The sequence below is a fragment of the Streptomyces sp. NBC_01426 genome, assembly GCF_036231985.1.
GTDB lineage: Bacteria > Actinomycetota > Actinomycetes > Streptomycetales > Streptomycetaceae > Streptomyces.
In genome coordinates this window covers 5,333,777-5,357,657 of sequence record NZ_CP109500.1, presented here as the reverse complement: position 1 = coordinate 5,357,657, position 23,881 = coordinate 5,333,777, and the positions used below count along the sequence as shown (strand labels likewise).

22 protein-coding genes and 1 pseudogene are annotated in these 23,881 nt (G+C 72.9%); 14 read left to right on the top strand and 9 right to left on the bottom strand.

Going from position 1 to position 23,881, the window contains the following annotated elements; all coding sequences use genetic code 11:
* Positions 1-4 precede the first annotated feature (4 nt).
* Positions 5-238 (bottom strand): hypothetical protein, encoded by a 234-nt coding sequence (locus OG906_RS23805; protein ID WP_329445623.1) that lies wholly within the window; start codon positions 236-238, stop codon positions 5-7.
* 71 nt (positions 239-309) lie between these two features.
* Between OG906_RS23805 and map the strand changes: the two genes are divergently transcribed.
* Together map and OG906_RS23795 are read left to right on the top strand one after the other, a co-directional pair.
* The gene (map, locus tag OG906_RS23800) at positions 310-1,167 is read left to right on the top strand and encodes a type I methionyl aminopeptidase (protein ID WP_329445620.1); all 858 of its coding nucleotides are present in this window, start codon (positions 310-312) and stop codon (positions 1,165-1,167) included.
* Between the two features lie 148 nt (positions 1,168-1,315).
* Positions 1,316-1,963 carry a biliverdin-producing heme oxygenase gene (locus tag OG906_RS23795; protein WP_329445618.1) on the top strand — a complete coding sequence of 216 codons (648 nt, stop codon included), beginning with the start codon at positions 1,316-1,318 and terminating at the stop codon, positions 1,961-1,963.
* Between the two features lie 108 nt (positions 1,964-2,071).
* On the opposite strand, the gene OG906_RS23790 is transcribed toward OG906_RS23795, so the two are convergent.
* Positions 2,072-2,728 carry a PhzF family phenazine biosynthesis protein gene (locus OG906_RS23790; RefSeq protein WP_329445616.1) on the bottom strand — a complete coding sequence of 219 codons (657 nt, stop codon included), beginning with the start codon at positions 2,726-2,728 and terminating at the stop codon, positions 2,072-2,074.
* Between the two features lie 143 nt (positions 2,729-2,871).
* Here OG906_RS23790 and OG906_RS23785 point away from each other — a divergent pair, with 143 nt between their 5' ends.
* Complete coding sequence (locus OG906_RS23785) at positions 2,872-4,053, top strand: RNA-guided endonuclease InsQ/TnpB family protein (protein ID WP_329445614.1); 1,182 nt, start codon at positions 2,872-2,874, stop codon at positions 4,051-4,053.
* Between the two features lie 99 nt (positions 4,054-4,152).
* On the opposite strand, the gene OG906_RS23780 is transcribed toward OG906_RS23785, so the two are convergent.
* A complete protein-coding gene (locus OG906_RS23780) occupies positions 4,153-5,733 on the bottom strand; it encodes an HtaA domain-containing protein (protein ID WP_329445612.1) in 1,581 nt (526 codons plus the stop codon).
* A gap of 65 nt (positions 5,734-5,798) precedes the next feature.
* Positions 5,799-7,217 (bottom strand): HtaA domain-containing protein, encoded by a 1,419-nt coding sequence (locus OG906_RS23775; protein ID WP_329445610.1) that lies wholly within the window; start codon positions 7,215-7,217, stop codon positions 5,799-5,801.
* 135 nt (positions 7,218-7,352) lie between these two features.
* Between OG906_RS23775 and OG906_RS23770 the strand changes: the two genes are divergently transcribed.
* The 6 genes from OG906_RS23770 to efeU all read left to right on the top strand — a co-directional run bounded on the left by OG906_RS23770 (position 7,353) and on the right by efeU (position 14,055).
* Complete coding sequence (locus OG906_RS23770; RefSeq protein ID WP_329445608.1) at positions 7,353-8,399, top strand: heme/hemin ABC transporter substrate-binding protein; 1,047 nt, start codon at positions 7,353-7,355, stop codon at positions 8,397-8,399.
* A gap of 73 nt (positions 8,400-8,472) precedes the next feature.
* Entirely contained in the window at positions 8,473-9,552 is a 1,080-nt protein-coding gene (locus tag OG906_RS23765; RefSeq protein ID WP_402299823.1) for a FecCD family ABC transporter permease, read from the top strand.
* Positions 9,549-10,376, top strand: a complete 828-nt coding sequence (locus tag OG906_RS23760) for a heme ABC transporter ATP-binding protein (protein ID WP_329445606.1) — start codon at positions 9,549-9,551, stop codon at positions 10,374-10,376. The genes OG906_RS23765 and OG906_RS23760 overlap by 4 nt, the downstream gene beginning before the upstream one ends.
* 254 nt (positions 10,377-10,630) lie before the next feature.
* Positions 10,631-11,770, top strand: coding sequence for an iron uptake system protein EfeO (gene efeO / locus OG906_RS23755; RefSeq protein ID WP_329445605.1), 1,140 nt, complete (start codon positions 10,631-10,633; stop codon positions 11,768-11,770).
* 35 nt (positions 11,771-11,805) lie between these two features.
* A complete protein-coding gene (efeB, locus tag OG906_RS23750; RefSeq protein WP_329445603.1) occupies positions 11,806-13,137 on the top strand; it encodes an iron uptake transporter deferrochelatase/peroxidase subunit in 1,332 nt (443 codons plus the stop codon).
* A gap of 27 nt (positions 13,138-13,164) precedes the next feature.
* A complete protein-coding gene (gene efeU / locus OG906_RS23745; protein ID WP_329445601.1) occupies positions 13,165-14,055 on the top strand; it encodes an iron uptake transporter permease EfeU in 891 nt (296 codons plus the stop codon).
* Between the two features lie 12 nt (positions 14,056-14,067).
* Here efeU and OG906_RS23740 read toward each other — a convergent pair whose 3' ends face one another.
* The 3 genes from OG906_RS23740 to OG906_RS23730 all read right to left on the bottom strand — a co-directional run bounded on the left by OG906_RS23740 (position 14,068) and on the right by OG906_RS23730 (position 16,328).
* Positions 14,068-14,628, bottom strand: coding sequence for a GNAT family N-acetyltransferase (locus OG906_RS23740; RefSeq protein ID WP_329445598.1), 561 nt, complete (start codon positions 14,626-14,628; stop codon positions 14,068-14,070).
* Positions 14,629-14,634: 6 nt separating this feature from the next.
* Positions 14,635-15,498: a PhzF family phenazine biosynthesis isomerase gene (locus OG906_RS23735; protein ID WP_329445596.1), complete on the bottom strand. Its 864-nt coding sequence runs from the start codon at positions 15,496-15,498 to the stop codon at positions 14,635-14,637.
* Between the two features lie 68 nt (positions 15,499-15,566).
* Positions 15,567-16,328 (bottom strand): SDR family oxidoreductase, encoded by a 762-nt coding sequence (locus tag OG906_RS23730; protein WP_329445593.1) that lies wholly within the window; start codon positions 16,326-16,328, stop codon positions 15,567-15,569.
* Positions 16,329-16,436: 108 nt separating this feature from the next.
* On the opposite strand from OG906_RS23730, the gene OG906_RS23725 reads away from it, so the two are divergent.
* Positions 16,437-17,771, top strand: coding sequence for a Bcr/CflA family multidrug efflux MFS transporter (locus OG906_RS23725; RefSeq protein WP_267798930.1), 1,335 nt, complete (start codon positions 16,437-16,439; stop codon positions 17,769-17,771).
* 89 nt (positions 17,772-17,860) lie between these two features.
* On the top strand, positions 17,861-18,880 hold the full coding sequence (locus OG906_RS23720; RefSeq protein WP_329445592.1) for a small ribosomal subunit Rsm22 family protein: 1,020 nt from the start codon (positions 17,861-17,863) through the stop codon (positions 18,878-18,880).
* A 51-nt stretch (positions 18,881-18,931) separates the two neighbouring features.
* Here OG906_RS23720 and ddaH read toward each other — a convergent pair.
* Positions 18,932-19,768, bottom strand: a pseudogene (gene ddaH, locus OG906_RS23715) (dimethylargininase); the annotation flags it as partial.
* 103 nt (positions 19,769-19,871) lie between these two features.
* On the opposite strand from ddaH, the gene OG906_RS23710 reads away from it, so the two are divergent.
* A complete protein-coding gene (locus OG906_RS23710) occupies positions 19,872-20,534 on the top strand; it encodes a TetR/AcrR family transcriptional regulator (protein ID WP_329445590.1) in 663 nt (220 codons plus the stop codon).
* 156 nt (positions 20,535-20,690) lie between these two features.
* Positions 20,691-21,440 (top strand): bifunctional DNA primase/polymerase, encoded by a 750-nt coding sequence (locus OG906_RS23705; protein WP_053679115.1) that lies wholly within the window; start codon positions 20,691-20,693, stop codon positions 21,438-21,440.
* 61 nt (positions 21,441-21,501) lie between these two features.
* Here the strand turns inward: OG906_RS23705 and yaaA are convergent, their stop codons facing one another.
* Positions 21,502-22,302 carry a peroxide stress protein YaaA gene (gene yaaA / locus OG906_RS23700; protein ID WP_329445587.1) on the bottom strand — a complete coding sequence of 267 codons (801 nt, stop codon included), beginning with the start codon at positions 22,300-22,302 and terminating at the stop codon, positions 21,502-21,504.
* A gap of 102 nt (positions 22,303-22,404) precedes the next feature.
* On the opposite strand from yaaA, the gene OG906_RS23695 reads away from it, so the two are divergent.
* Entirely contained in the window at positions 22,405-23,847 is a 1,443-nt protein-coding gene (locus OG906_RS23695) for an RNB domain-containing ribonuclease (protein ID WP_329445585.1), read from the top strand.
* Positions 23,848-23,881: the final 34 nt, after the last annotated feature.

Below are 23,881 nucleotides of genomic sequence, written 5' to 3'. Positions count from 1 at the left end.
TGTTTCAGGGGGTTTCCTCGCCCGCCTCGGGGGTCTTGTCGTTCCATTTCGGGTCGTTCTGCCATTCGAGGTTGCGTTCCTGCGCCGTCTCCATGGCGTGGGTCGCCTCCTCGGGCGTGGCGTAGGGGCCGAAACGGTCCTTCGCCGGGCAGTCGGGGCCCTCTTCGACCTTCTTGTGGACCAGGCAGTAGTACCACTCGCCGGGCTTGCCGACCTGGCGCTTCTTGAACAGGGCCATCGTCCTCGGGCTCCTCTCGTGCCGCTCTCTGTCGCCAGCTTGCCCCATCACCGCTGGATACACTCGCCTGCATGTCTGGCCAGTCGCTGCTCGTACCAGGCGAGCTCTCTCCCGTCCGTTCCGTTCCCGGAAACATCCGCCGGCCCGAGTACGTGGGCAAGCCCGCGCCCACTCCGTACACCGGACCGGAGGTGCAGACCGCCGAGACCATCGAGGCCATGCGCATCGCCGGCCGGATCGCCGCCCAGGCGATGGAGGAGGCCGCCAAGCACATCGCGCCGGGGGTGACCACCGACGCGCTCGACAAGGTCGCCCACGAGTACATGTGCGACCACGGGGCCTATCCCTCGACGCTCGGCTACCGGGGCTTCCCCAAGTCCCTGTGCTCCTCCGTCAACGAGGTCATCTGTCACGGCATCCCCGACTCGACCGTCCTGCGCGACGGCGACATCGTGAACCTCGACGTGACCGCGTACATCGGCGGGGTCCACGGCGACAACAACGCCACCTACCTGTGCGGGGAGGTGGACGAGGAGTCGCGCCTGCTGGTGGAGCGCACCCGCGAGTCCTTGAACCGTGCCATCAAGTCGGTCAAGCCCGGCCGGCAGATCAACATCATCGGTCGGGTCATCGAGTCGTACGCGAAGCGCTTCGGCTACGGGGTGGTCCGGGACTTCACCGGGCACGGCATCAGCACGTCCTTCCACTCCGGCCTGATCGTCCCGCACTACGACAGCCCGCACGCCACCACGGTCATCGAGCCCGGCATGACCTTCACGATCGAGCCGATGCTCACGCTCGGCACCCACGAGTACGACATGTGGGACGACGGCTGGACGGTCGTCACGAAGGACCGCAAGCGGACGGCGCAGTTCGAGCACACGCTGGTCGTGACCGACACGGGAGCGGAGATCCTCACGCTGCCCTAGGCCCTGTCGGAGGGCCTCCGGGCCGGGCGAATTTTTACCGACAGGACGTCGGGAACACATTGACTTAGGCAAGCCTAAGTACGAGGATCGAGGTGTGGCGGCGATGCCGCCACGCCTGCCTCATCCCCCGATTTCTCGGAGGTCCGCCTTGGACGCCTTCTCCACGGTCATCCGTGTCGCCTCGCACGAGCAGCACACGGAGGCCGAGACCTCGACGTTCATGAGCGATCTGCTCGGCGGCCGACTGGGCGTCGACGCCTACACCCGCTACACCGAGCAGCTGTGGTTCGTGTACCGGGCCCTGGAGGACGCGGCCGAGTCCCTCAAGGACGACGCGGTCGCCGGGCCGTTCATCCGGCCCGAGCTGATGCGCCTGGCGGAGATCGAGCGGGACCTCGCGCACCTGCGCGGCCCCGAGTGGCGCGGGTCGCTGGTGGCGCTGCCGGCGACCGAGGCGTACGCGGCCCGGGTGGCCGAGTGCGCGGCCGGCTGGCCGGGCGGTTACGTGGCCCACCACTACACCCGCTACCTGGGCGACCTGTCCGGCGGACAGATCATCCGGGACAAGGCCGAGCGCACCTGGGGCTTCGAGCGCAAGGGCGACGGCGTGCGCTTCTACGTGTTCGCGGACATCTCCAACCCGGCCGCCTTCAAGCGCACCTACCGCGAGCTGCTGGACGCCATCTCCGCGGACGACCTGGAGAAGCAGCGGATCATCGACGAGTGCAAGCGCGCCTTCGACTTCAACGGCGCCGTCTTCCGCGAACTGGGCCGGGAGTTCCCGCTCAGCGCGTGAGCGACGTCCGGGACCGACCGGTGGACGAGAGGCAAGGGGCGGCCCCGCCGGGGGCCGCCCCTTGCCCGTGTCCGGCGCCGCGGCACTCGACCGGGTCGGTCGGGGTGCTCAGTTCCCGGGGGCGAAGCGCACGCGTCCGCCGATCTCGACCGTGCCGTCCGGGCCGGGCGCGGTGAGGAGTTGGGAGCCGGCGCCCTGGGTGATGTTCAGGGCGCGGTTCAGCTCGGCCGTGAGCAGGATCGCGGCCGAGCCGGTGGCCTCGTCCTCGACGACGGCGCCGTCGGGGCGGCGCGGAAACCCGCGGGCCCGGATCCGGCCCGCGGTCTCGTCCTCCCACGCCCAGGCGTACAACCAGCCCTCGCCCGGCGGCGGGGCGGGCAGCTCCTCGACCTCGGCGGCGGACGCGTACTGCTGGGTGCGCTTGCCCTCGACCCATTCGGGGCGGGCGGTGATCCAGGTGAACTCGCCGTCGTCGCGGGCCCAGACGGATCCGACCGGCGGCTGGAGTTCCTCGATGTCGAGCAACCAGGCGAGGCCGACCAGCGGGTGCCCGGCGAAGGCGAGCCGGGTGCCGGGGGTACGGATGTCGACGACCCCTCGTTCGGGGTCGTCGACGAACACCGTCTCGCTGTAGCCGAGTTCGGCGGCCAGCGCCTGCCGGGACGCGTCGTCGGGGCAGGTGCGGCCGTCGCGGACGACTCCGAGCAGGTTGCCGTACCGGCCGTCGCCCGCGCAGAAGACCCTGAGCACGTCGAGATCGTTCACCGGATCTCTCCCAGGATGCCCCGGGCTTCAGTCCGGGGAGGAAGGGGTCCTCGGCTCGGAGCCGCGAAGCGGCGGAGTTCTCTGCGCATCTGCTGTGACCTGAGCTTTCGTTCGTTGTCAGTGGGCGCTGTTACGTTGCGATCATGACGACAGCGGCGTTGGCCGACGAGGGGACCGGGCACGCCCGGTACACCTACCGGCTCCGCGTGTCGTCAGGCGCCGCGGACCGGCTCGAAGCGGAGTGGGCGCGGTGCCGCTGGGTGTGGAACGAGTGCGTGGCGATGTCCCGCGCGGTCCACAAGCTCAACAAGGACGCCGAGACGAAGACGACCTGCGGTCCGGCGCAGCTCGACAGGATGCTGACCGGGGCCCGGCGTTCGATGGCGTGGCTGAGGGAGGGTTCTTCTGTTCCACAGCAGCAGATCATCCGCGATTTCGCCAAGTCCCGCGCGAAGGCGCTGGGGGACATCAAGGCCAGGCTGCCGATGAAGCAGCGGGCCGGGATGCCGAAGCCGAAGAAGAAGCGCGAGGCGCTGCCGAGCCTGAACTACACCCGGCGCGGCTTCCGCCTCAAGGACGGGTGTCTGCACGTGGCCGGCGGGATCGTCCTGCGTGTGGTCTGGTCGCGGGCCCTGCCGGAGCCTCCCTCCTCCGTCCGCGTCTACCAGGACGGCCTCGGGCACTGGTACGCGTCTTTCGTGGTCGCCACCGTGACCGAGGCCCTTCCCGCGACGGGCAGGATGATCGGCGTCGACTGGGGCGTCAAGGAGATCGCGACCACCACGTCCGGCGCCCACGATCTGCCGCACCCCGAGCACGGCAAGAGCGCCGCCGAGAAGCTCGCGCACTACCAGCGGATGACGGCCCGCAGGAAGCCGAAGAAAGGCCGGCCTGGCTCGAAGGGCTACCGCGAGGCGAAGCGGCAGACCGCCAAGCTCCACAAGAAGGTCGCCCGCCGGCGCCAGGACACGGCCCGCAAGTGGGCCAAGGCGGTCGTGCGCGACTTCGACCGGCTCGCCGTCGAGGACTTCCGCCCGAAGTTCCTCGCGAAGTCGACCATGGCCCGCAAGGCCGCGGACGCCGCGATCGGCGCCACGAAGACGGCCCTGATCGAGATGGGCCGCAAGCACGGCCGCGAGCTGCACCTCGTCCACCCCGCGCACACCACGATGGACTGCGCGCACTGCGGAGCGAGAGCCAAGCACCGCCTACCTCTTTCGATGAGAACGTATACGTGCACCGCTTGCGGAATCGAGTCCCCCAGGGACAAGAACTCCGCCCGCGTGATGCTCGTCCGGGCTGGTCTCGTACCCGGCTGGCGTTGATCTTGTGAGACCTGCCACCTGCCAGGTGTCAGGCGAAGTGAGCCAGGAATCCCCGTCCTTCAGGGCGGGGAGGATGTCAAGCGGGCATTCAAGCACGGCTCAGCCCTGGGTCATGCGCCGCCTGCGGGCGATGAGGACCGCGCCGGCGCCGGCCGCGATGACCGCGCCGGAGGCTCCGAGCAGGGCTCCGGCCGGGATCTCGGCGCCGGTGGAGGCGAGGTTGCCGCCGCCGCCGACGCTCCCGCCGCCGCCGACGGTGCCGCCGCCGCCCGTGCCCGTACCGCCGGTGCTGCCGGTACCGCCCGAGGTCGAACCGCCGGTGGTGGAGCCTCCGGTGGCGTCGGGGGCGGTGACGTCCTTGTCCACGGACACGGTGAGGTTGACGTCGTCGATCCGGTCACCGGGCGCGTAGCCGTCCTGGTGGACGGGGGTGGTGGACGGCTCCCGCAGGAAGGCCGCGGCGCCCTGTTCGGTCAGTGCGGTGCGGACGCCGTTCAGGGCGAGCAGGCCCTTGCTGGTCTTGTACTCGGCCTTGGCCAGGTCGAGCGTGGCGAAGGGGACGTTCGTCTTCGTGCCGGCGGCGGTCTTCACGTCCAGGACCAGGGTGCCCTTGGCGCCCTGGGTGTCGATGCGGACGTTGCCGAAGGTCATGTCGATGCCGTGGGCCGCGTACCGGAAGCGCAGGTTGCCCTCGAAGGACGCGTTCAGCTTGCCCTTGCTCGTGTCGAGGGTGCCCTTGCCGCCGGCGAAGGAGAAGGTGCCGTCGCTCGCGACCGCGCCGCCCGCGGGGGTGATGGAGCCCGCGGACTGGACGTACGTGCGGAAGGACTCCTTGACGCCCCACTTGAGCTTGCCGCTCTGGATCTGCCGGGCGCCGTCGGCCGGGGCGCCGGTGGAGGTCGAGGGCTTGGGGCCCGTCGAGGTGGACGGCCTGGTGGGCGGCTTGGTGGGCGGCTTGGTGGACGTCGACGGCTTCGTCGAGGTCGTCGGCCTGGGCTCCGTGGACGTGGTCGGCTTCGGGTCCGTGGACGTCGTGGGCTCGGGGTCCGTGGACGTGGACGGCTTGGGGTCGACCGGCGGCTTGCCGAACTCCAGGACCGCCGTCAGCGCGTCTCCCGGCTGGTCCTTGTAGCCCGGGTAGTCGAGCTGCTCGGCGGCCTCCGCGGTGAGGACCGTCCCCAGCTTCTCCATCTGCGGGCCGGCGAAGGCCACGGTCGCGAACGGGACGTTCGCGGTGAGCGTGCCGTTCTTCTTCACGTCGACGACGAGCTTCTTCGCGCCGGTGTCGAAGCGCGGGTTGCTCAGGGTGATCTCGAAGTGGTGCGCGGTCGACTTGAAGGTGACGCTGCCCTTGAAGGCGGCGGTCACGATGTGGGCGCCGCTCGGGGTGTACTGGCCGGTGGGGGCGCCGAAGCGGAAGGTGCCGTCGGCGTTCTTCGTGGCGCCGTCGGCGACGGTGATCTCACCCTTGGCGACGGTGGTGACATAGGTGCGGAAGGTCTCCTTCACGCCCCAGTCGAGGGTGCCCTTGACGATCGGCCACGGCGCGGCGGTACCCGCGGCGGCCGGGGCCGGGGCGGAGACCGCCGCCGTCGCGGGCAGGACGAGGGCGGTGGCGCCGAGGGCGGCGGCGGTGGCGATCGCGGCCGCTACGGCGATCGGTCGGCGGTGGGACGACATGGCTGAGTACTCCTGAAAGGGCAACGAGGGGAGACGGGGGGTGTGACGCGGTGCGGGCGGGGGTGTCACGGCCGCGGGTCGGCGGGGCCCGAGGCCCCGGAACCGGCGGCGGCCGTACGGCGCTTGCGCAGGAGGAGGAAGATCACGCCGGCGGCCAGGACCAGCAGGGCCGCGGCGAGGGCGACGTACAGCCCGACGGACGAGCCCTTCTCGGCCTCGGCCTTCGGGGGTGCCTGGGAGGCGGCGGCCGCGGGTGCCTGGGAGGGCGACGGCGAGGCCGCGGAGCCCAGGTCGGGCAGGGCGGGAAGCTTGGTGTTCGCGTCGAGGGCGACGGAGAGCGAGACGGGGTCCATCCCGGTGCCGGCCCTGTACATGGCGTTGAAGGCCTGGGAGCCGCCCTCGGTGAGGGTGGCCGGGGCTTCGGTGAGGGTGGCGAGGCCGCCCTCGGTCTTGAGGGTCTTGGCGTCGAACTCGACGAGCGCGACGGCGTTCCTGGTCTCGGCGGGGGTGACGACGTCGGCGGTCAGGACGCCCTTGCCGCCGTCCACCGTGACGCTCACCTTGCCGAGGGTGAGGTCGAGGTGGGCGCCGGTGAACCGGACGGTGCCGGCGAACACCGCGTCAAGGGTGCCCTTCCGGCCGTCGTACGTGCCCTTGCCCTGCGGGAAGCGGAACAGCGCGCCGCCGTCCTGGGCGCCTTCGGCCAGGGTCCACTTGCCCTGCCCGACGGATCCGGTGACGTACTCGCGGAAGGTGCGCCGGACGCCCCAGTCGACGGCGGCGTCGGTGAAGGCGCCCGCGGCCTGCGGGCTCTCGGCCGGGGCACTGGGCTGCCCGCTGGGCGTCGCGCCCCGCTCGGCGGGGGCCTTGACGTCGACGGACAGCGAGACGGGGTCGAGCCGGGTGCCGGCGGTGTAGTAGCCGGCGAACGACTTGGCGCCTTCCGCGGTCAGGGTGGTCGGGACGTTCGTGAGGGCGATCGGGCTGCCGCCGCCCTTCATGTCGATGCCGCCGAGGCCGAGGGTGGCGAAGGGGACCCGGGAGGCCGTGCTGACGGCCCCGGTGTCCTTGGCCTTGCCGGTGACGTCCACGTAGAGGGTGCCGCGGCCTCCGGAGATCTCGACGGTGGGGCGGCTGACGGTGAGGTCGAGTTCGTACGAGCCGTCGGGCTTCTGGTGGCCCTGGAAGGTGACCCCGCCGGTGAACGCGGCGCCGAAGGAGCCGGATTCGGGATCGTAGGAGCCGGTCGCGGAGTGGAAGCGGAACAGGCTGCCGCCGACGGTGGCGGCGCCGCTCTTCAGCTTGAATCCGCCTTTCGAGAGGGGGCCGGTGACATAACTCTGGAACGACGATTTGATGCCCCAGTCGAGCCGCCCTCCCTGCACGGTGCGGTCGGCCGCCTGGGCGACGGTGGCCGGGAGCAGGGCTCCCAGCAGAGCCGCCAACACGGCGACTGCGCACGCACGGACAGGTCTTGCGGGCATGACGGGCCCCTCCAAGGTCTGGTCAATAAGGTTAGGCTAACCTAAGCTACCTGCTGCCGGGTGGGGAACCCCCCGGTCGCCAGAACTTTGAAGAACATTCAAGAACTCCAGTCGGACGATCAGGACGGTGCCTTCGTGCCTACGCCCGCCGCGTCATCCCGCATCCCCCGCCTCGCGTCCGCCGCGGCCTCGTTGGCCCTGGCACTCACCGCGCTGACGGGCTGCGGAGGTACGGCCACCCCCGCGGACTCCCCCACCGGCGCCGCCGACTCCCCCACCGGCGCCGCGGCGGCCGCCCCCGACCGGGTGGAACCCCTCACCCCGTCACCGACGCCCGCCCTCCCGGTGACCGTGCCCTCGGCGGACGGCACCTCGGTGACCATCACCTCGGCGGACCGCGTGGTCCCGCTTACCGGCAGCCTCAGCGAGATCGTCCACACCCTGGGGCTCGGCGACCGGGTCGTCGCCCGGGACATCACCGCCACCTTCGAACAGGCCGCCAAGCTGCCGGTGGTGACACGAGCACACGACGTGTCCGCCGAGAGCGTGTTGTCGCTGCGCCCCACGCTGGTGATCGCCGAGACCACCACCGGCCCCGCCGAGGCGATCGGGCAGATCCGCGACGCGGGCATCCCGCTGCTGGTCGTCGCCCCCGCCAAGACGCTGGACGACGTACCGAAGCGGATCGACACCGTCGCCCGCGCGCTGGGCGTCAAGGACGCCGGTACCCGACTCGGCCGGCGCACCGCCGACCGGATCGCCGCCGCCCGCGAGCACATCCCCGCCGCCGCGGCCGGCAAGAAGCCCCGAGTGGCCTTCCTCTATCTGCGCGGCACCGCCTCCGTCTACCTGCTGGGCGGTTCCGACTCCGGCGCGGCCTCGCTGTTGGAGGCGGCCGGCGCCGTGGACACCGGCAAGGAGTCGGGGCTCGGCAAGGACTTCACCCCGATCACCAGCGAGGCGCTGGCGGCGGCGGCGCCCGACGCGATCCTGGTCATGAGCAAGGGCCTGGAGTCCGTGGGCGGCGTGGACGGCCTGGTGAAGATCCCCGGTGTGGCCCAGACGCCGGCCGGCATGGACCGCCGCGTGGTCTCCGTCGACGACGGGGTGCTCCTCAACTACGGCCCCCGCACCGACCAGGTCCTCACCTCCCTGATCTCCCAGCTCTACGGCAAGGCCTGAGGTGACCGTCTCCCACGAGCCCCCGCGCGCGGGCGGCTCCACGGCGCCGCCCGCGACGCCCCCGACCCCCGCAGTGCCCCCGGCACCCGCCGCGCCCGCCGCGCCCTTGAAGGGTCCTGCCCGCACCCGGCCCACCGCCCTGATCCTGACCCTCGCCCTGGTCGTGGCGCTGGTCGTGCTGGCGCTGGTCTCCGCGGGCGTGGGCGCCTACCGGATCCCCGTCGGGGACGTACTCGCCTCCGTGCAGCACCGCGTGGGCCTCGGCGGGGCCGCCCTCGACCGGGTCGGCGAGAGCGTGCTGTGGAACGTACGGCTGCCCCGCGTCGTGCTCGCCCTGCTCGTCGGATCCAGCCTCGGCTGCGCCGGCGCCCTGATGCAGGGCGTGTTCGGCAACCCGCTCGCCGAACCGGGCGTCATCGGCATCTCGGCGGGCGCCGCCGTCGGCGCGGTCGCCGCGATCGGACTGGGTCTGACCTTCCTCGGGAACTGGACCGTCACCGCCTGCGCCTTCGTGGCGGGTCTGATCACGGTCGCCGCCGTCTACCTGCTGTCCCGCAACGGCGGCAGGACCGAGGTCGTCACGCTGATCCTGACCGGCATCGCCGTCAACGCCTTCGCGGGCGCCCTGATCGGCCTGTTCGTCTTCTTCGCGGACAGCGGCCAGGTCAACCAGATCACCTTCTGGCAGCTCGGCTCCCTCGCCCAGGCCACCTGGCCCAAGGTGCTCGCCGTCCTGCCCTGCGCGCTCGCCGGCCTGCTCGTCGCCCCGTTCCACGCCCGCAAGCTCGACCTGCTGGCCCTGGGCGAGCGACCGGCCCGGCACCTCGGCGTGGACGTGGAACGGCTGCGTCTGGCCCTGATCCTGGTCGTCGCGCTGCTGACGGCGGCGGCCGTCGCGGTGGCGGGCATCATCACCTTCGTCGGCCTGCTCGTCCCGCACCTGCTGCGGATGGCGAACGGCCCCGGCCACCGCTTCCTCGTCCCGGGCAGCGCCCTCGCCGGCGCCGTGGTCCTGGTCGCGGGCGACCTGGCCGCGCGGACGCTCGCGCAGCCCGCCGAACTCCCGTTGGGCGTGCTGACCGCGCTCATCGGCAGCCCGTTCTTCTTCTGGCTGTTGCGCCGGACCCGCCGCAAGCAGGGAGGCTGGGCATGATCACCCTCTTCCGCCGGACCCGACGGAGCATCCCCGTCCGGCCCGCACCCGGCACGCCGTGCGCCGAGGCCGTGGACCTGCACGTGCGCCTCGGGCAGCGCGAGGTGCTCGCCGGCATCGACCTGAGCGCCCGGGCCGGCGAGGTGCTGGCCCTGGTCGGACCGAACGGCGCGGGCAAGTCCACACTGCTGGCCGCGCTCTGCGCCGACCTGCCGGCCGCCTCGGGGACCGTACGGATCGACGGGCGCCCGGTGGGCGACTGGTCGGCGCCCGATCTGGCGCTGCGCCGCTCGGCGCTCCCCCAGTCGGCCGCGCTGTCCTTCCCCTTCCCGGTGGAGGACGTCGTACGGATGGGCCGCGCGCCCTGGGCCGGCACCCCGCTGGAGCAGGACGACGAGGAGGCGGTGGCCCGGGCCATGGCCGCGACCGAGGTGACGGAGTTCGCCGGCCGCCCGTTCTCCGCGCTGTCCGGCGGCGAACGCGCCCGGGTCGCGCTCGCCCGGGTACTGGCCCAACGGGCCCCGCTGCTGCTGCTCGACGAACCGACCGCCGCCCTGGACCTGCGCCACCAGGAACTGGTGCTGCGGATCTGCCGGGAGCGGGCCGCGGCCGGGGACGCGGTGGTCGTCGTCCTGCACGACCTGGGCCTGGCGGCGGCGTACGCCGACCGGGTGGCGGTCCTGCACGACGGGCGGATCGCGGTGGACGGGCCGCCGTCCGAGGTGTTCGAGGGCGGCCTGCTGAGCCGGGTCTACCGGCAGCCGGTGGAGGTGCTCCCGCACCCGCGCGGCGGGGCGCCGCTCGTGGTCCCGATCCGCGGCTGAGCCGACCGCGCCGGCCGGCCGGCGATGATCACGGGCCGTGCGGCGGCCGGGCCGACGCGTTCCGTCGGGCGGAACGAGGAGCCGGGCTTGACCTTGGCTTGACCCGGCCATGGGGTCGTCATGGAAGGGCCGTGACGGCCTCGTGTCCGGCGGTGAAAGGTGAGAGCTGTATCACTGGACTGTCGGGTATGAGTGAGGTAAGCCTCGGTTAAGTTAGGTCCGCCTCACCAGCCCTTACCTCGCCAGGAGCCTCCATGCGACCCGCTCGCCTCACCGTTCTCGCCGCGGCCGCCGTCGTGGCCGCGCTCACCGCCGTCACGGGTTGCGCGGAGAAGGGCGACGCCGGCGGCGACGGCGCGATCAAGGTCGCCGCCTCGGACAGCGCCTGCGAGGTCTCCAAGAAGGAGTTCCCCGCCGGCAAGATCACTGTCGACGTCGAGAACAAGGGCTCCAAGGTCACCGAGGTCTACGTCCTCTTCCCCGACGACCGGATCGTCGCCGAGCGCGAGAACATCGGCCCCGGCACCAAGGCCTCCATCACCGCCGAGATCAAGGCGGGCGACTACGAGATCGCCTGCAAGCCCGGCATGAAGGGCGACGGCATCCGCCAGGCGGTCAAGGCCACCGGCGGCGGCGCCGTCGCCAAGCGCAGCCCGGAGATGGACGCCGCGGTCGCCGGGTACCGCAAGTACGTGCAGGCGCAGGCCGACGAGACCCTCCCCAAGGCGCAGGCCTTCGCGGACGCGGTCAAGGCCGGCGACGTCGAGGCCGCGAAGAAGGCGTACGCCGTCTCGCGCATCGGCTGGGAGCGCACCGAGCCCGTCGCCGAGTCCTTCGGCGACCTGGACCCGAAGGTTGACCTCCGCGAGGCCGACCTGGAAGCCAACCAGGAGTGGACCGGCTGGCACACGCTGGAGAAGGCCGTGTTCAAGGACGGCAAGCTCGGCGAGCCGGAGAAGAAGCTCGCGGACACCCTGATGGCCGACCTCACCGTGTGGCAGAAGAAGGTCGGCACGGCCGAGATCACCCCGACCTCGATGGCGAACGGCGCCAAGGAGCTCCTGGACGAGGTCGCCACCGGCAAGGTGACGGGCGAGGAGGAGTTCTTCAGCCACACCGACCTGGTCGACTTCAAGGCGAACGTCGAGGGCGCGGAGAAGGCCTACCAGCTGCTGAAGCCGGTCGCCTCGAAGAACGACCCGGAGCTCGCGAAGACCCTGGACACCCGGTTCGCCGCGCTGAACACGCTGCTGGACAAGTACCGCGCCGACAAGACGGGCTACGACTTCGTCTCGTACGACAAGGTCGGCGAGGCGGAGCGCAAGGAGCTCTCGGACGCGGTCAACGCGCTGGCCGAGCCGCTCTCGAAGCTGGCCGCCGCGGTCGCGAAGTAACCCGGGAGAAGAGCGGAGCGGAGGGGAGTACGAGGATGACGAAGTCGACGTCGCAGCCGGCGGGAACGCCGGAGCCGCAGCCCATCGACAGCCCGAGTGCCGACGGCCCGGAGGTCGGCGCGCCGGCCGGTGGCGGGCGGGCCGCGCCGTCGCGGCGCGCCGTGCTCGGCTGGGGCGGCGCCGGGCTGGCGCTCGGCGCCGCGGCGACCGGCGGTGCGGTCGCGGTGTTCGGCGGTGACCCGGACGTGGTGCCGGCCGGTTCGACGGGGGCGGCCGTGCCGTTCCACGGCGAGCACCAGGCCGGGATCGCGACCGCGGTCCAGGACCGTCTGCACTTCGCCGCCTTCGACGTGACGACGAAGGACCGGGCCGAACTCGTCGCGCTCCTCAAGGAGTGGACGCTGGCGGCCCGGTTGATGACGGCCGGACTCCCGGTCGGCGAGGGCGGTTTCGGCGGTCTGCCGGAGGCTCCGCCGGACGACACGGGCGAGGCGCTGGGTCTGAAGGCCTCGCGGCTCACCCTGACCGTCGGCTTCGGGCCGGGGCTCTTCGCGAAGGACCGGTTCGGGCTGGAGGGCAGGCGTCCGGCCGCCCTGGTGGACCTGGAGCTGTTCCCGGGCGACAACCTGGACGCGGCCCGCTCCGGCGGTGACCTGTGCGTGCAGGCCTGCGCCGACGATCCGCAGGTCGCGGTGCACGCCATTCGCCAGCTCGCCCGGATCGGCTTCGGCAGGATCGCGATGCGCTGGTCCCAGCTCGGCTTCGGCAAGACCTCCTCGACGACCCCGGACGCGCAGACCCCGCGCAACATGATGGGCTTCAAGGACGGCACCCGGAACGTCTCGGGCACGGACCGGGAGGCGTTGGAGAAGTTCGTCTGGGCGAGCGCCTCCGACGGCTCCGACTGGATGGCCGGCGGTTCGTACCTGGTCGCCCGGCGCATCCGGATGCACATCGAGACCTGGGACCGCACCTCCCTGCGGGAGCAGGAGGACATCATCGGCCGCGACAAGGGCGAGGGCGCGCCCGTCGGCAAATCCAAGGAGCGCGACGAGCCGTTCCTGAAGGCGATGAAGCCGGACGCGCACGTCCGCCTCGCGCACCCGGACACCAACGGCGGCGCGACGATCCTGCGCCGCGGCTACTCCTTCACCGACGGCACGGACGGGCTGGGCCGGCTCGACGCCGGACTGTTCTTCCTGGCGTACCAGCGGGACGTCCGCAAGGGGTTCGTTCCGATCCAGCGGGAGCTGGCCCGGCACGACTCGCTCAACGAATACATCCAGCACGTGGGTTCGGCCGTCTTCGCCGTCCCGCCGGGCGTCCGTGACAAGGACGACTGGTGGGGTCGGACGCTGTTCGCGTAGTTCCCGTAGGCGCGTAGGAGGATCCACGTGTTCAGCAATTATCTGATCGGTCTGCGCGAGGGGCTGGAAGCCAGCCTGGTCGTCTGCATTCTCATCGCCTACCTGGTGAAGACCGGGAACAGGGAGAAGCTCGGGCCGCTGTGGCTCGGTGTGGGGCTGGCCGCCGGGCTGAGCCTGGCCTTCGGCGCGGGCCTGGAGTTCGGCACCCGCCAGTTGACGTTCGAGGCGCAGGAGGCGATCGGCGGCTCCCTGTCGATCGTCGCCGTGGGCCTGGTGACGTGGATGGTCTTCTGGATGAAGCGCACCGCGCGGCACCTGAAGGCCGAGCTGCACGGGAAGTTGGACGCCGCCCTCGCGATGGGCACGGGCGCGCTGGTGGCCACCGCGTTCCTGGCCGTCGGCCGGGAGGGGTTGGAGACCTCGCTGTTCGTGTGGCGTTCGGTGAAGGCCGCCGGTGACGGCGCGGGCCCGCTGACCGGGGTGCTGCTCGGCATCGCGACGTCGATCGTGCTGGGCTGGCTGTTCTACCGGGGTGCGCTGCGCATCGATCTCGCCAAGTTCTTCAAGTGGACCGGTGGTCTGCTGGTCGTGGTCGCGGCGGGCGTGCTCGCGTACGGGGTCCACGACCTCCAGGAGGCGGACTTCCTGCCCGGACTGTCGAACAAGGCCTTCGACATCAGCGAGACGATCCCGCCGGACAGCTGGTACGGCACCCTGTTGAAGGGGACGTTCAACTTCCAGCCGGACCCGACGGTGCTCCAGCTCGTCGTGTGGGCGCTGTACCTGCTGGTCGTCCTGACCCTGTTCCTGGTCCCGGTGCGCTCCGGTCGGCCGTCGGCGCCGGCCACGGCCGCGGCGGGCGCGGCGACCACGTCGAAGGGTCAGGGCGGCGACGACGCGGGCCGGGCCCGGGACTGACGCCGGGCCGGCTCACCAGAGGCGGTCGATCGGCCCCGGGTACAGCGGGACCCGGATCCCGGTGAACGCCGTACGGGCCGGCTCCGGGTCGGGGCCGAGGAAGGCCGCCAGGACCGTCTTGTCGAAGCCGGGGGCGTCGGTGGCCAGGGGGTCGGCGGGGGTTCCGCCGACCAGGACCGTGCCCGGGAGCCGTTCGAAGCCGGCCGCCTCGTAGAACGGGCCGAGCGGTCGGTCGCAGCTGAACAGGGCGAGGTCCAGCGTCGGGTCGGCGGCCAGTTCGGCCCGGGCGGCCGCGACCAGACGCCCGCCGATGCCCCGCCCGCGCAGCTCCGGCCGGGTCACCACCCCGCTGAGCCCGGCGGCCTGCCAGGTCCGGCCGGGCAGGTGGATCTCCTTGCGCAGCAGGGCCAGTGAGGCGGCCACCGTGCCGGTCCCGTCGACCAGCAGCACCGTGCGGGGCGCGAGGGCCGGGTCGTGGTCCGCGCCGGCGCCCGGCCAGGCCCGCGCCTCCAGGGCCCGGACCTGCTCGGCGAGCGGGGCGGGCGCCGTCTCGTACGTCTCGACGCTCAGCACGGGGCCCTACGCGATCCGCACCCCGGCGCCGCCCACCCGCACCCGGGGGTCGCCGGGGCGCAGTTCGACGGTGAGGATCCCGGGGCGGCCCATGTCCTCGCCCTGGTGGAGGGTGAGGAGCGCCTGCTCCGGGACGAGGCCGGCCTCGCGGGCGTACGCGCCGAAGGCGGCCGCGGCGGCTCCCGTGGCGGGGTCCTCGACGACGCCGCCGACCGGGAAGGGGTCGCGTACGTGGAAGACGGTCGGGCTCTCCCGGTAGACGAGCTGGACCGTGGTGAGGTCCAGGCGCCGCATCAGGGCTTCCAGGCGGGCGAAGTCGTAGGAGAGGTCGGCGAGTCGGGCGCGGGTGCCGGCGCCGATCACCAGGTGGCGGGCGCCGGCGTAGGCGATCCTGGGCAGGAGTGCGGGGTCCAGGTCGGTCGCCGGCCAGTCCAGTGCGGCCAGCGCCTCGGCGAGGTCGGCGTCGGCGATCTCCTCGACGTGCGGTGCGACGCTGGTCAGGGTGGCGCGCAGGCCCTCGCCCGGCTCGGCGGTGACCGAGACGGGGACGGTGCCGGCCGGGGTGGCGAACAGCAGCTCGCCGGGTCCGATCCGCTCGGCCAGGGCGACGGCGGTGGCCACGGTGGCGTGCCCGCAGAACGGCACTTCCGCCTTGGGGCTGAAGTACCGCACGGTGAAGGCGCGGCCGGGTTCGCCGCCGAGGTCTTGGGGCGGGTCGGTGAGGAAGGCCGTCTCGCTGTAGCCGAGCCCGGCGGCGATCGCGAGCATCGCGGGCCCGTCCAGGCCGGTCGCGTCGAGGACGACCCCGGCGGGGTTGCCGCCCGCCGGGTCGCCGGAGAAAGCCGTGTAGCGCAGCACTTCGGTCGTCATGATCGGCTCAACTTCCGGGGGCGGGTGCGCATTCCCGGGTCCGCCCCCGGCGTGGTCGTGGCGGTGGGTCAGCCGCGTCCGATGTAGGGCATGGCGGTCGCCATGACGGTCGCGAACTGCACGTTCGCCTCCAGGGGCAGTTCGGCCATGTGCAGGACCGTGCGGGCCACGTCGGCGGCGTCCATCACGGGTTCCACCTCGAGTCGCCCGTTGGCCTGGAGGATGCCGGTCCGCATCCGCTCGGTCATCTCGGTGGCCGCGTTGCCGATGTCGATCTGGCCGCACGCGATGCGGTACGGCCGGCCGTCCAGCGACAGCGACTTCGTCAGGCCGGTCATCGCGTGCTTGGTCGCGGTGTAGGCGATCGAGTGCGGGCGCGGGACGTGCGCGGAGATGGAGCCGTTGTTGATGATCCGGCCGCCCTGCGGGTCCTGGGCCTTCATCACCCGGAAGGCGGCCTGGGCACAGAGGAAGGATCCGGTGAGGTTGACGTCGACGACGGACCGCCAGGCCTCGGGGGTGACGTCCTCCAGCGCGACGCCGGCCGGGCCGAAGGTGCCGGCGTTGTTGAAGAGCAGGTCGAGCCGTCCGTGGCGCTCCCGTACCGTCGCGAAGAGGGCGCCGACCTCGTCCGGGTCACTGACGTCCGTCGGTACGCACAGCACGTCCGCGGCGGCGCCGGCCGCCTTCGCGGTGTCCTCCAGGGGCTCCGGGCGGCGGCCGGCCACGGCCACCGACCAGCCGGCGCCGGCCAGGGCGAGGGCGACGGAGCGGCCGATGCCGGAGCCCGCCCCGGTCACCACGGCGATCTTCTTTGCACGTGCGTTCATGGGGCCGCAGGGTACGTCACACGGGACACGGGTCCACGGGCGTTCCGACAGCTGAGAGCATGGATCGCTCAGGGGTGCGAAAAGAAGACAAAAAGACTGGAGTTCCGCATGTCGGAGAGAGGCCCCTCGACGGCCCCCTCGGAGGAGTCGCCGCACGGCTCGGTACCCGTCGCCGGCGCGGTCGTCCCGCCCGGCGACGCCGCACCGCTGAAGGCCGCGCGCCGCACCGGCCTGCTCGTCACCTTCATCCTGGGCGGGCTGACGGCCCTGCCCCCGCTGTCCATGGACATGTACCTGCCCGCGCTGCCGCAGGTCACCGACGCCCTGCACAGTCCGGCCGCCACCGTCCAGCTCACCCTGACCGCCTGCCTGGCCGGCATGGCGCTGGGCCAACTCGTCATCGGCCCGATGAGCGACAAGTGGGGCCGCCGCCGCCCGCTGCTCATCGGCATGATCGTCTACGTCCTCGCCACCGCGATCTGCGCCCTCGCCCCGACCACCGAGCTGCTGATCGGCTTCCGGCTCCTTCAGGGCCTGGCCGGCGCGGCCGCCATCGTCATCGCGCGCGCCGTCGTCCGCGACCTGTACGACGGCGTCGAGATGGCCCGGTTCTTCTCCACCCTGATGCTGATATCCGGGGTCGCCCCGATCATCGCCCCGCTCATCGGCGGGCAGATCCTGCGCGTCGCCGACTGGCGCGGCGTCTTCGTCGTCCTGACCGCCGTCGGCGCCGCGCTCACCCTCGTGGTCTGGCGGGGACTCGGCGAGACCCTGCCGCCCGAGCGCCGCCACACCGGCGGCGTCGGCGCGGCGCTGCACACCATGCGCGGGCTGCTCGGCGACCGGGTCTTCGCCGGGTACACCCTCGCCGGCGGGTTCTCCTTCGCGGTGCTCTTCTCCTACATCTCCGCCTCGCCCTTCGTGGTGCAGGAGATCTACGGCGCCTCGCCGCAGGCGTTCAGCCTGCTGTTCGGCCTCAACTCGGTCGGCCTGATCGTCGTCGGGCAGATCAACGGGAAGCTGCTGGTGGGCCGGGTCAGCCTCGACAAGGCCCTCGCCGTCGGCCTCGCGATCATCACCACCGCCTCGGTGGCCCTGCTGCTGATGGCCTCCGGGGTCTTCGGGAAGGTCGGGCTGCTCCCGATGGCCGTCGCGCTGTTCGTGCTGATGTCCGCGATGGGCCTGCTGCTGCCGAACACCAACGCGCAGGCCCTGATGCGCACCCCGCACGCCGCCGGGTCGGCCTCCGCGCTGCTGGGCACCTCCTCGTTCCTGGTCGGGGCGATCGCCTCCCCGCTGGTCGGGATCGCGGGCGAGGACACGGCGGTGCCGATGGCGGTGGTGCAGTTGTCCTGCTCCCTGCTCGCGGTGGCCTGCTTCCTGGGCCTGTGCCGGCCGTGGCGCGGCCGGGAGCCGATGGCGGGCGCCCGGACCCGCGCGTAGGTCCTGCCGTGACGGACGCGCCACCCCGGGGCCCGGGGCGGCGCGTCCGTCGCGTCACCGGGGCCCGCGCGGCGCCGTAAACTTCGCGGGTGAACGCCTCCGCCCCCGCACCCACCACCGCCGAAACCCTCCGGTCCGCGTTGGGCGGGCTGCTCGACGGGCTCCCCCCGAAGCAGGCCGGAGCCGCCGTGGAGCGGCTCATCGCCAACTACCGGGGCACCACCCCGACCGACGCGCCCGTGCTGCGCGACCGCTCCGACGTGGCCGCGTACGCGGCGTACCGGATGCCGGCCACCTTCGAGGCGGTGCGGTCCGCGCTGGACGGGCTGGCCGAGGCGGCCCCGGAGTGGGTCCCGGCCTCGCACGTCGACGTGGGCGGCGGCACCGGGGCCGCGACCTGGGCCGTGGACGCCACCTGGGGCGGGCCGCGCGAGACCACCGTGCTGGACTGGGCGGAACCCGCGCTGGTCCTGGGCCGGGAACTCGCGGCGGCCTCCGCCTCCCCGACGCTCCGCGCGGCCGAGTGGCGGCGGGCCGTGATCGGGGCCGGGATCGCCCTGCCCGACGCGGACCTGGTGACCGTGTCGTACGTCCTGGGCGAGTTGACGGCGCCGGCCCGTCGGGCCGTCGTCGCGGAGGCCGCGCGCGCCGGTCGGGCGGTGGTGCTGATCGAGCCGGGCACCCCGGACGGGTACCTGCGCCTGCGCGAGGCCCGCGAGCAGCTGATCGAGGCCGGTATGACGGTGGCCGCGCCCTGCCCGCACGACGGCACCTGCCCGATCGAGGTCGGCAAGGACTGGTGTCACTTCTCGACCCGGGTCAGCCGGTCCTCCCTGCACCGTCAGGTCAAAGGCGGCTCCCTGCCGTACGAGGACGAGAAGTTCGCGTACGTGGCCGCGACCCGCTTCCCGGTCGCGCCGGCCACCTCCCGGATCACGCGGAGGCCGCAGATCCGGAAGGGGCTCGTGTTGCTGGAGCTGTGCGGTCCGCAGGGGACGGGCGAGGGTGAGGGCCTGACCCGGGCCACCGTGACCAAGCGCCACGGTGACCTCTACAAGGCGGCGCGGGACGCCGACTGGGGACAGGAGTGGCCGCCGCCCGCCCGGTGACGTCCGCCTCCGCCGCGTCGGCGTCGGCGTCGTCGGCCACGTCGGCCGCCGCTACATCCGCAGCTCCTGGGTGCAGCACTTCACGCTGCCGCCGCCCTTGAGCAGCTCGCCCAGGTCCATCGGGACCGGCTCGAAGCCCCGGTCCCGCAAGGGTGCCGGCAGGCCCGTCGCGGCCTGCGGGAGCAGCACGTGCAGTCCGTCCGAGACGGAGTTCAGCCCGAAGGCCGCCGCGTCCTGGTCCTCCACGAGCAGGGCGTCCGGGAAGAGCCGCCGGAGCACGGCCCGGCTGCCCGGCGAGAAGGCCTGCGGGTAGTACATGACCTCGTCCCCGTCCAGGACGGACAGGGCCGTGTCGAGGTGGTAGTAGCGGGGGTCCACCAGGTCGAGGCCGATGACCGGGCGGCCGAAGAACTCCTGGGCCTCGTCGTGCGAGAGGGGGCTGGAGCGAAAGCCCCGGCCGGCCAGGATGTAGGTGGCGGTGACGGCGAAGTCGCCCTCGCCCTCGTTGACGTGGGACGGCTCGCGGATGTCCGTGAAGCCGTGGGCGCGGAACCAGTCGAGGTGGAGTTCGGCCTCGGCGGTGCGTTCCGGGTAGGCGAACCGGGCTCCGAGGACCCGGCCGTCGACGACCAGGGCGCCGTTCGCGGCGAACACCATGTCGGGCAGGTCGGGGTCGGGCACGAGGGTCTCGACGGTGTGGCCGAGGGCGCGGTAGCGGTCCCTCAGGTCCTCCCACTGGGCCAGTGCGAGGGGCAGGTCCACCGGTTTCGTGGGGTCCATCCACGGGTTGATGGAGTACGTGACCTTGAAGTGCGCGGGCGGGCACATCAGGTATCGCCGGGGTGTGGCGTCTCTGCGCAATGAAGGCTCCTCATGGTGATGAGGAGTGAATCGTCTCTCCTCCGGGGCGACCGCGCAGTGAACTGACCGGGTGGTTCAGCTCAATGACCGAAACACAAGACGAAACGTCTCGCATTGATACGTTGGCCGTATGAACGAGACCCCTGCCCCGGAGCCGCGGGACGCCAAGGCCCGCACCCCCAAGGCCCCGGACGCCGCCCGCCGCAGCGACCGCTCCCGGCGGGCCATCCTGGACGCCGCCCTCGACCTGGTCGGGGAGGTCGGCTACAACCGGCTCACCATCGAGGCCATCGCCGCCCGCGCGGGGGTCGGCAAGCAGACCATCTACCGCTGGTGGCCGTCCAAGGCGGCGGTGCTGCTGGACGCCTCGCTCGCGCTGGCCGGCGAGGCGGAGGAGGACGTCGAGTGGACCGGCTTCCCGGACAGCGGGGACCTGGCCGCCGACCTGAAGTACGTCCTGCGGGCGACGGTGGACGAGTTCAACGACGAGAAGTACGGGGCGGCCGCGCGCGCCCTGACCGCCGCCGGCGCCACCGACGCGGAGCTGGGCGCACGGATGACCGAGCAGCTGCTGGAGCCCCGGCTCGCCCTGTACGAGGCGCGGTTGAGCACGGCCCGGGAGGTGGGGCAGCTCGCGCCGGACGCCGATCTGCGGCTGACCGTGGAACTGCTGGTGGGGCCGCTGACGCACCGCTGGCTGATGCGGACGGCGCCGCTCACGCACGCCTACGCGGACGCCCTCGTGGACGCGGTGCTGGGCGGCGTCGGCGGGGTGGGAAAAGTCACCGCCTGACAGTCGGCCGGCCGGGGCCGGACAGGGGGCCGAGAACATATGGCCGGTTTCTGTGGTTATGTGGGCCACCCGAGTTCGGGGGTGCGGTCACCCGCGGCCCCGGATGGTGGGACCATGTGAGGGTCCGCCGGGGGCAACGGTGAGGTGAGGGGATTGATGGGGTCTGAGTCCGGCCGCGTCCAACGCGGCGAGCAGAGCAGGATTTCCCAGTGGCTGCGCCGCCGGCCGAAACCCACTCCGGAGGACCCCGGCGAGGAACGCGAAGCCCTGCTGTTGGCCGTGGCCGCCGCGGGCCTCCCGATCGCCCCGGCCGCCCATCCCGCCGGCTACCGGTGTTCGTGCGACCGGATCGGCTGTCCCACGCCCGCGCGGCACCCCGTCTCCTTCGCCTGGCAGACCCAGTCGACCACCGACCGCGCGCAGATCGAGCGGTGGGCCCGCAACCAGCCCCAGGCCAACTTCATCACCGCGACCGGCATGGTCCACGACGTCCTGGACGTCCCGCTGGAGGCCGGCCGCGACGCGCTGACCCGCCTGCTGGCCGCCGGCGTCGAGGTGGGCCCGGTCGCCGAGTCCGGCGGTACGGGCGAACAGGCGCGGATGCTGTTCTTCACCGCCACCCGGGGCACCCCGGAGGACGAGGACGAGTGGTGGCCGTGCGAACTGGACTGCCACCCCGAGACGATGGACGAGCACCCGGGCCTGCGCTGGCACTGCCGGGGCAGCTACGTCCTGGTCCCGCCGGCCGCCCTCCCCGGTGACCTCTCCGTCGGCTGGCTGCGTGGCATGGAGCACCCGCTCCCCGACCCGCTGACGCTGCTGGAGACCCTCACGGACGCCTGCGCCCTCTACGCGGGCTCCTCCGCCCGGACCCCGGAGGCCGTGGCCTGGCCCCTGGGCCGCTGAAGCCCTCGGCCCCGACCGCCCCGGAGCCCGGTCCCGGAGTCCTCGACGGATCGCGGGTCCCTCAGTGGATCTGCGTCACGACCACGTCGAGGGACCACGCCTTCGCCGGCTTCGCGGGAGCCTCGGCCTCCACCGCGTAGCCGAGGTCCCGCAGGGCCGTCACCAGTTCCGCCGGCGACGCCGGGGCCGCCCCGGAGAGCAGCAGGTCCCGGACCAGGCGCCCCTTCGTGGCCTTGTTGAAGTGGCTCACCACCGACCGCTTCTCCACGCCGTCCACCATCTGCGCGTGCAGCACCCGCACCGTGGCGGTCCGGCCCGCGACCTCGCCCTTGGGCTTCCACGCGGAGGCGTAGGCGGAGGACCGCAGGTCCAGCACCAGCCCGTCCCCGGCGGTCTCCGGCAGCACCGAGGCCATCGGCTCCCGCCAGTACGCGCCCAGCGCCCCCAGCCCCGGCAGCTTGACGCCCATGGAACACCGGTACGAGGGGATGCGGTCGGTGACCCGGACCGCGCCCCAGAGCCCGGAGAAGACCAGCAGCGACCGCTCGGCGGCCAGGGCGGCGGGCTCGGGCAGGGTGGCCAGGCCGAGCGCGTCGTACAGGACCCCGGTGTAGATCTCGCGGGCCGGTCGCGCGACGGCCGTCCGCAGCTCGGCGTTCTTCGCGACCTCGCCGCGCAGCCCCTCGCTGAGGCCCAGGACCTCGCGGGCCTTGAACTCGTCGCCGACGCACAGCTCGACCAGTTCCTCCAGGACCGCCGCCCGCGCCCCGGCCAGCCCCGGCAGCGACAACGTCTGCGGCTTCAGCGGTGCGCCGGAGCCGCCGGCGGCCTTTCCCTCGGAGGGCGGCAGCAGCACGAGCACGGTGGTTCTCCTTCGGTACGACACGGCGCAGGGGGTGCGGCCCCCGAGCCAGGGTAGACGGCTCGACGCGACGGCGAGGCCGCCCGGCCATAGGCTCGGTCCATGCCACGCCGTCACCTGCACATGACCGGCGCAGACGGGGCTGCCCTGCGGGCCGCACTGCGTGACCTGCGGACGAAGCTCGACGTGCCGGGCGAGTTCCCCGCCGAGGTCCTCGCCGAGGCGGAGCGGGTCGCACGGGACCCGCGCCTGCCGGCGTACGACGCCACCGACCTCCCCCTCTTCACGCTGGACCCGCCGACCTCCCGCGACCTCGACCAGGCCATGCACCTGGCGAGGCGGCCCGGCGGCGGGTACCGCGTGCACTACGCCATCGCGGACGTCGCGGCCTTCGTCACGCCCGGCGGCGCCCTCGACGCCGAGGCCCACCGCCGGGTCACCACCCTGTACTTCCCCGACGGGAACGTCCCCCTGCACCCGGCGGTGCTCTCGGAGGGTGCGGCCAGCCTGCTGCCCGACCGGGACGCCCCCGCGCTGCTGTGGCGGTTCGACCTGGACGCCGACGGCCGGGTCGAGACCACCGAGGTGCGCCGCGCCCTGGTCCGCAGCCGCGCCAAGCTCGACTACGCCGGCGTCCAGCGGGCGATCGACTCCGGTACGGCGGAGGAGACCGTGGCCCTGCTCAAGGACGTCGGCGTGCGCCGCGAGGCCCTGGAGACCGAACGCGGCGGAATCTCCCTCGCCGTGCCCGACCAGGAGATCGTCGAACACGACGGCGCGTACACCCCGGCCTACCGGATCCCGCTGCCGGCGGACGGCTGGAACGCCCAGATGTCGCTGATGACCGGCATGGCGGCGGCCGAACTGATGCTCGCCGCCGGCGCCGGCATCCTGCGCACCCTCCCGAACGCCCCCGACGGGGCAGTCGGCCGGCTGCACCGGGTGGCGAAGGCCCTGCGGATCGAGTGGCCCCACCACGTCCCGTACGCCGAGCTCGTGCGCTCCCTCGACCCGCGGCTGCCGAACCACGCGGCGTTCCTCCAGGAGTGCACGACCCTGCTCCGCGGCGCCGGGTACACCGTCTTCACCGACGGGCGGACCCCGGACCCGCTGCTGCACGCGGCGGTGGCCGCCCCGTACACGCACTGCACCGCTCCCCTGCGCCGGCTCGTCGACCGGTACACCGGCGAGTTGTGCGTCGCGGCGGCGGCCGGGGTCGCAGCGCCCGCGTGGGCGGTCGACGCGCTGGAGGGGCTCCCCCGCGAGATGGCGGAGGGCAACCGGCTGGCCAACACCGTGGAACGGGAGTCCGTGAACCTGGTCGAGGCCGCCCTGCTGACGGGGCACGTCGGCGACACCTTCGACGCGGTGGTCATCGACGTCAAGGAGCGGGAGCCGCTGGTGGGAACGGTCCACCTGGAGGACCCCGCGGTGGTCGGCCGCGTCGAATCCCCGGCCGACGCGTTGCCGCTCGGCGAACGCATCCGGGTCCGGCTCACGGAGGCCGACCCGGGGACCGCGCGGATCCTGTTCGCCCCGGCCTGACCCGCTCCGACCGGCGTCGGCCATGGCCACCGGC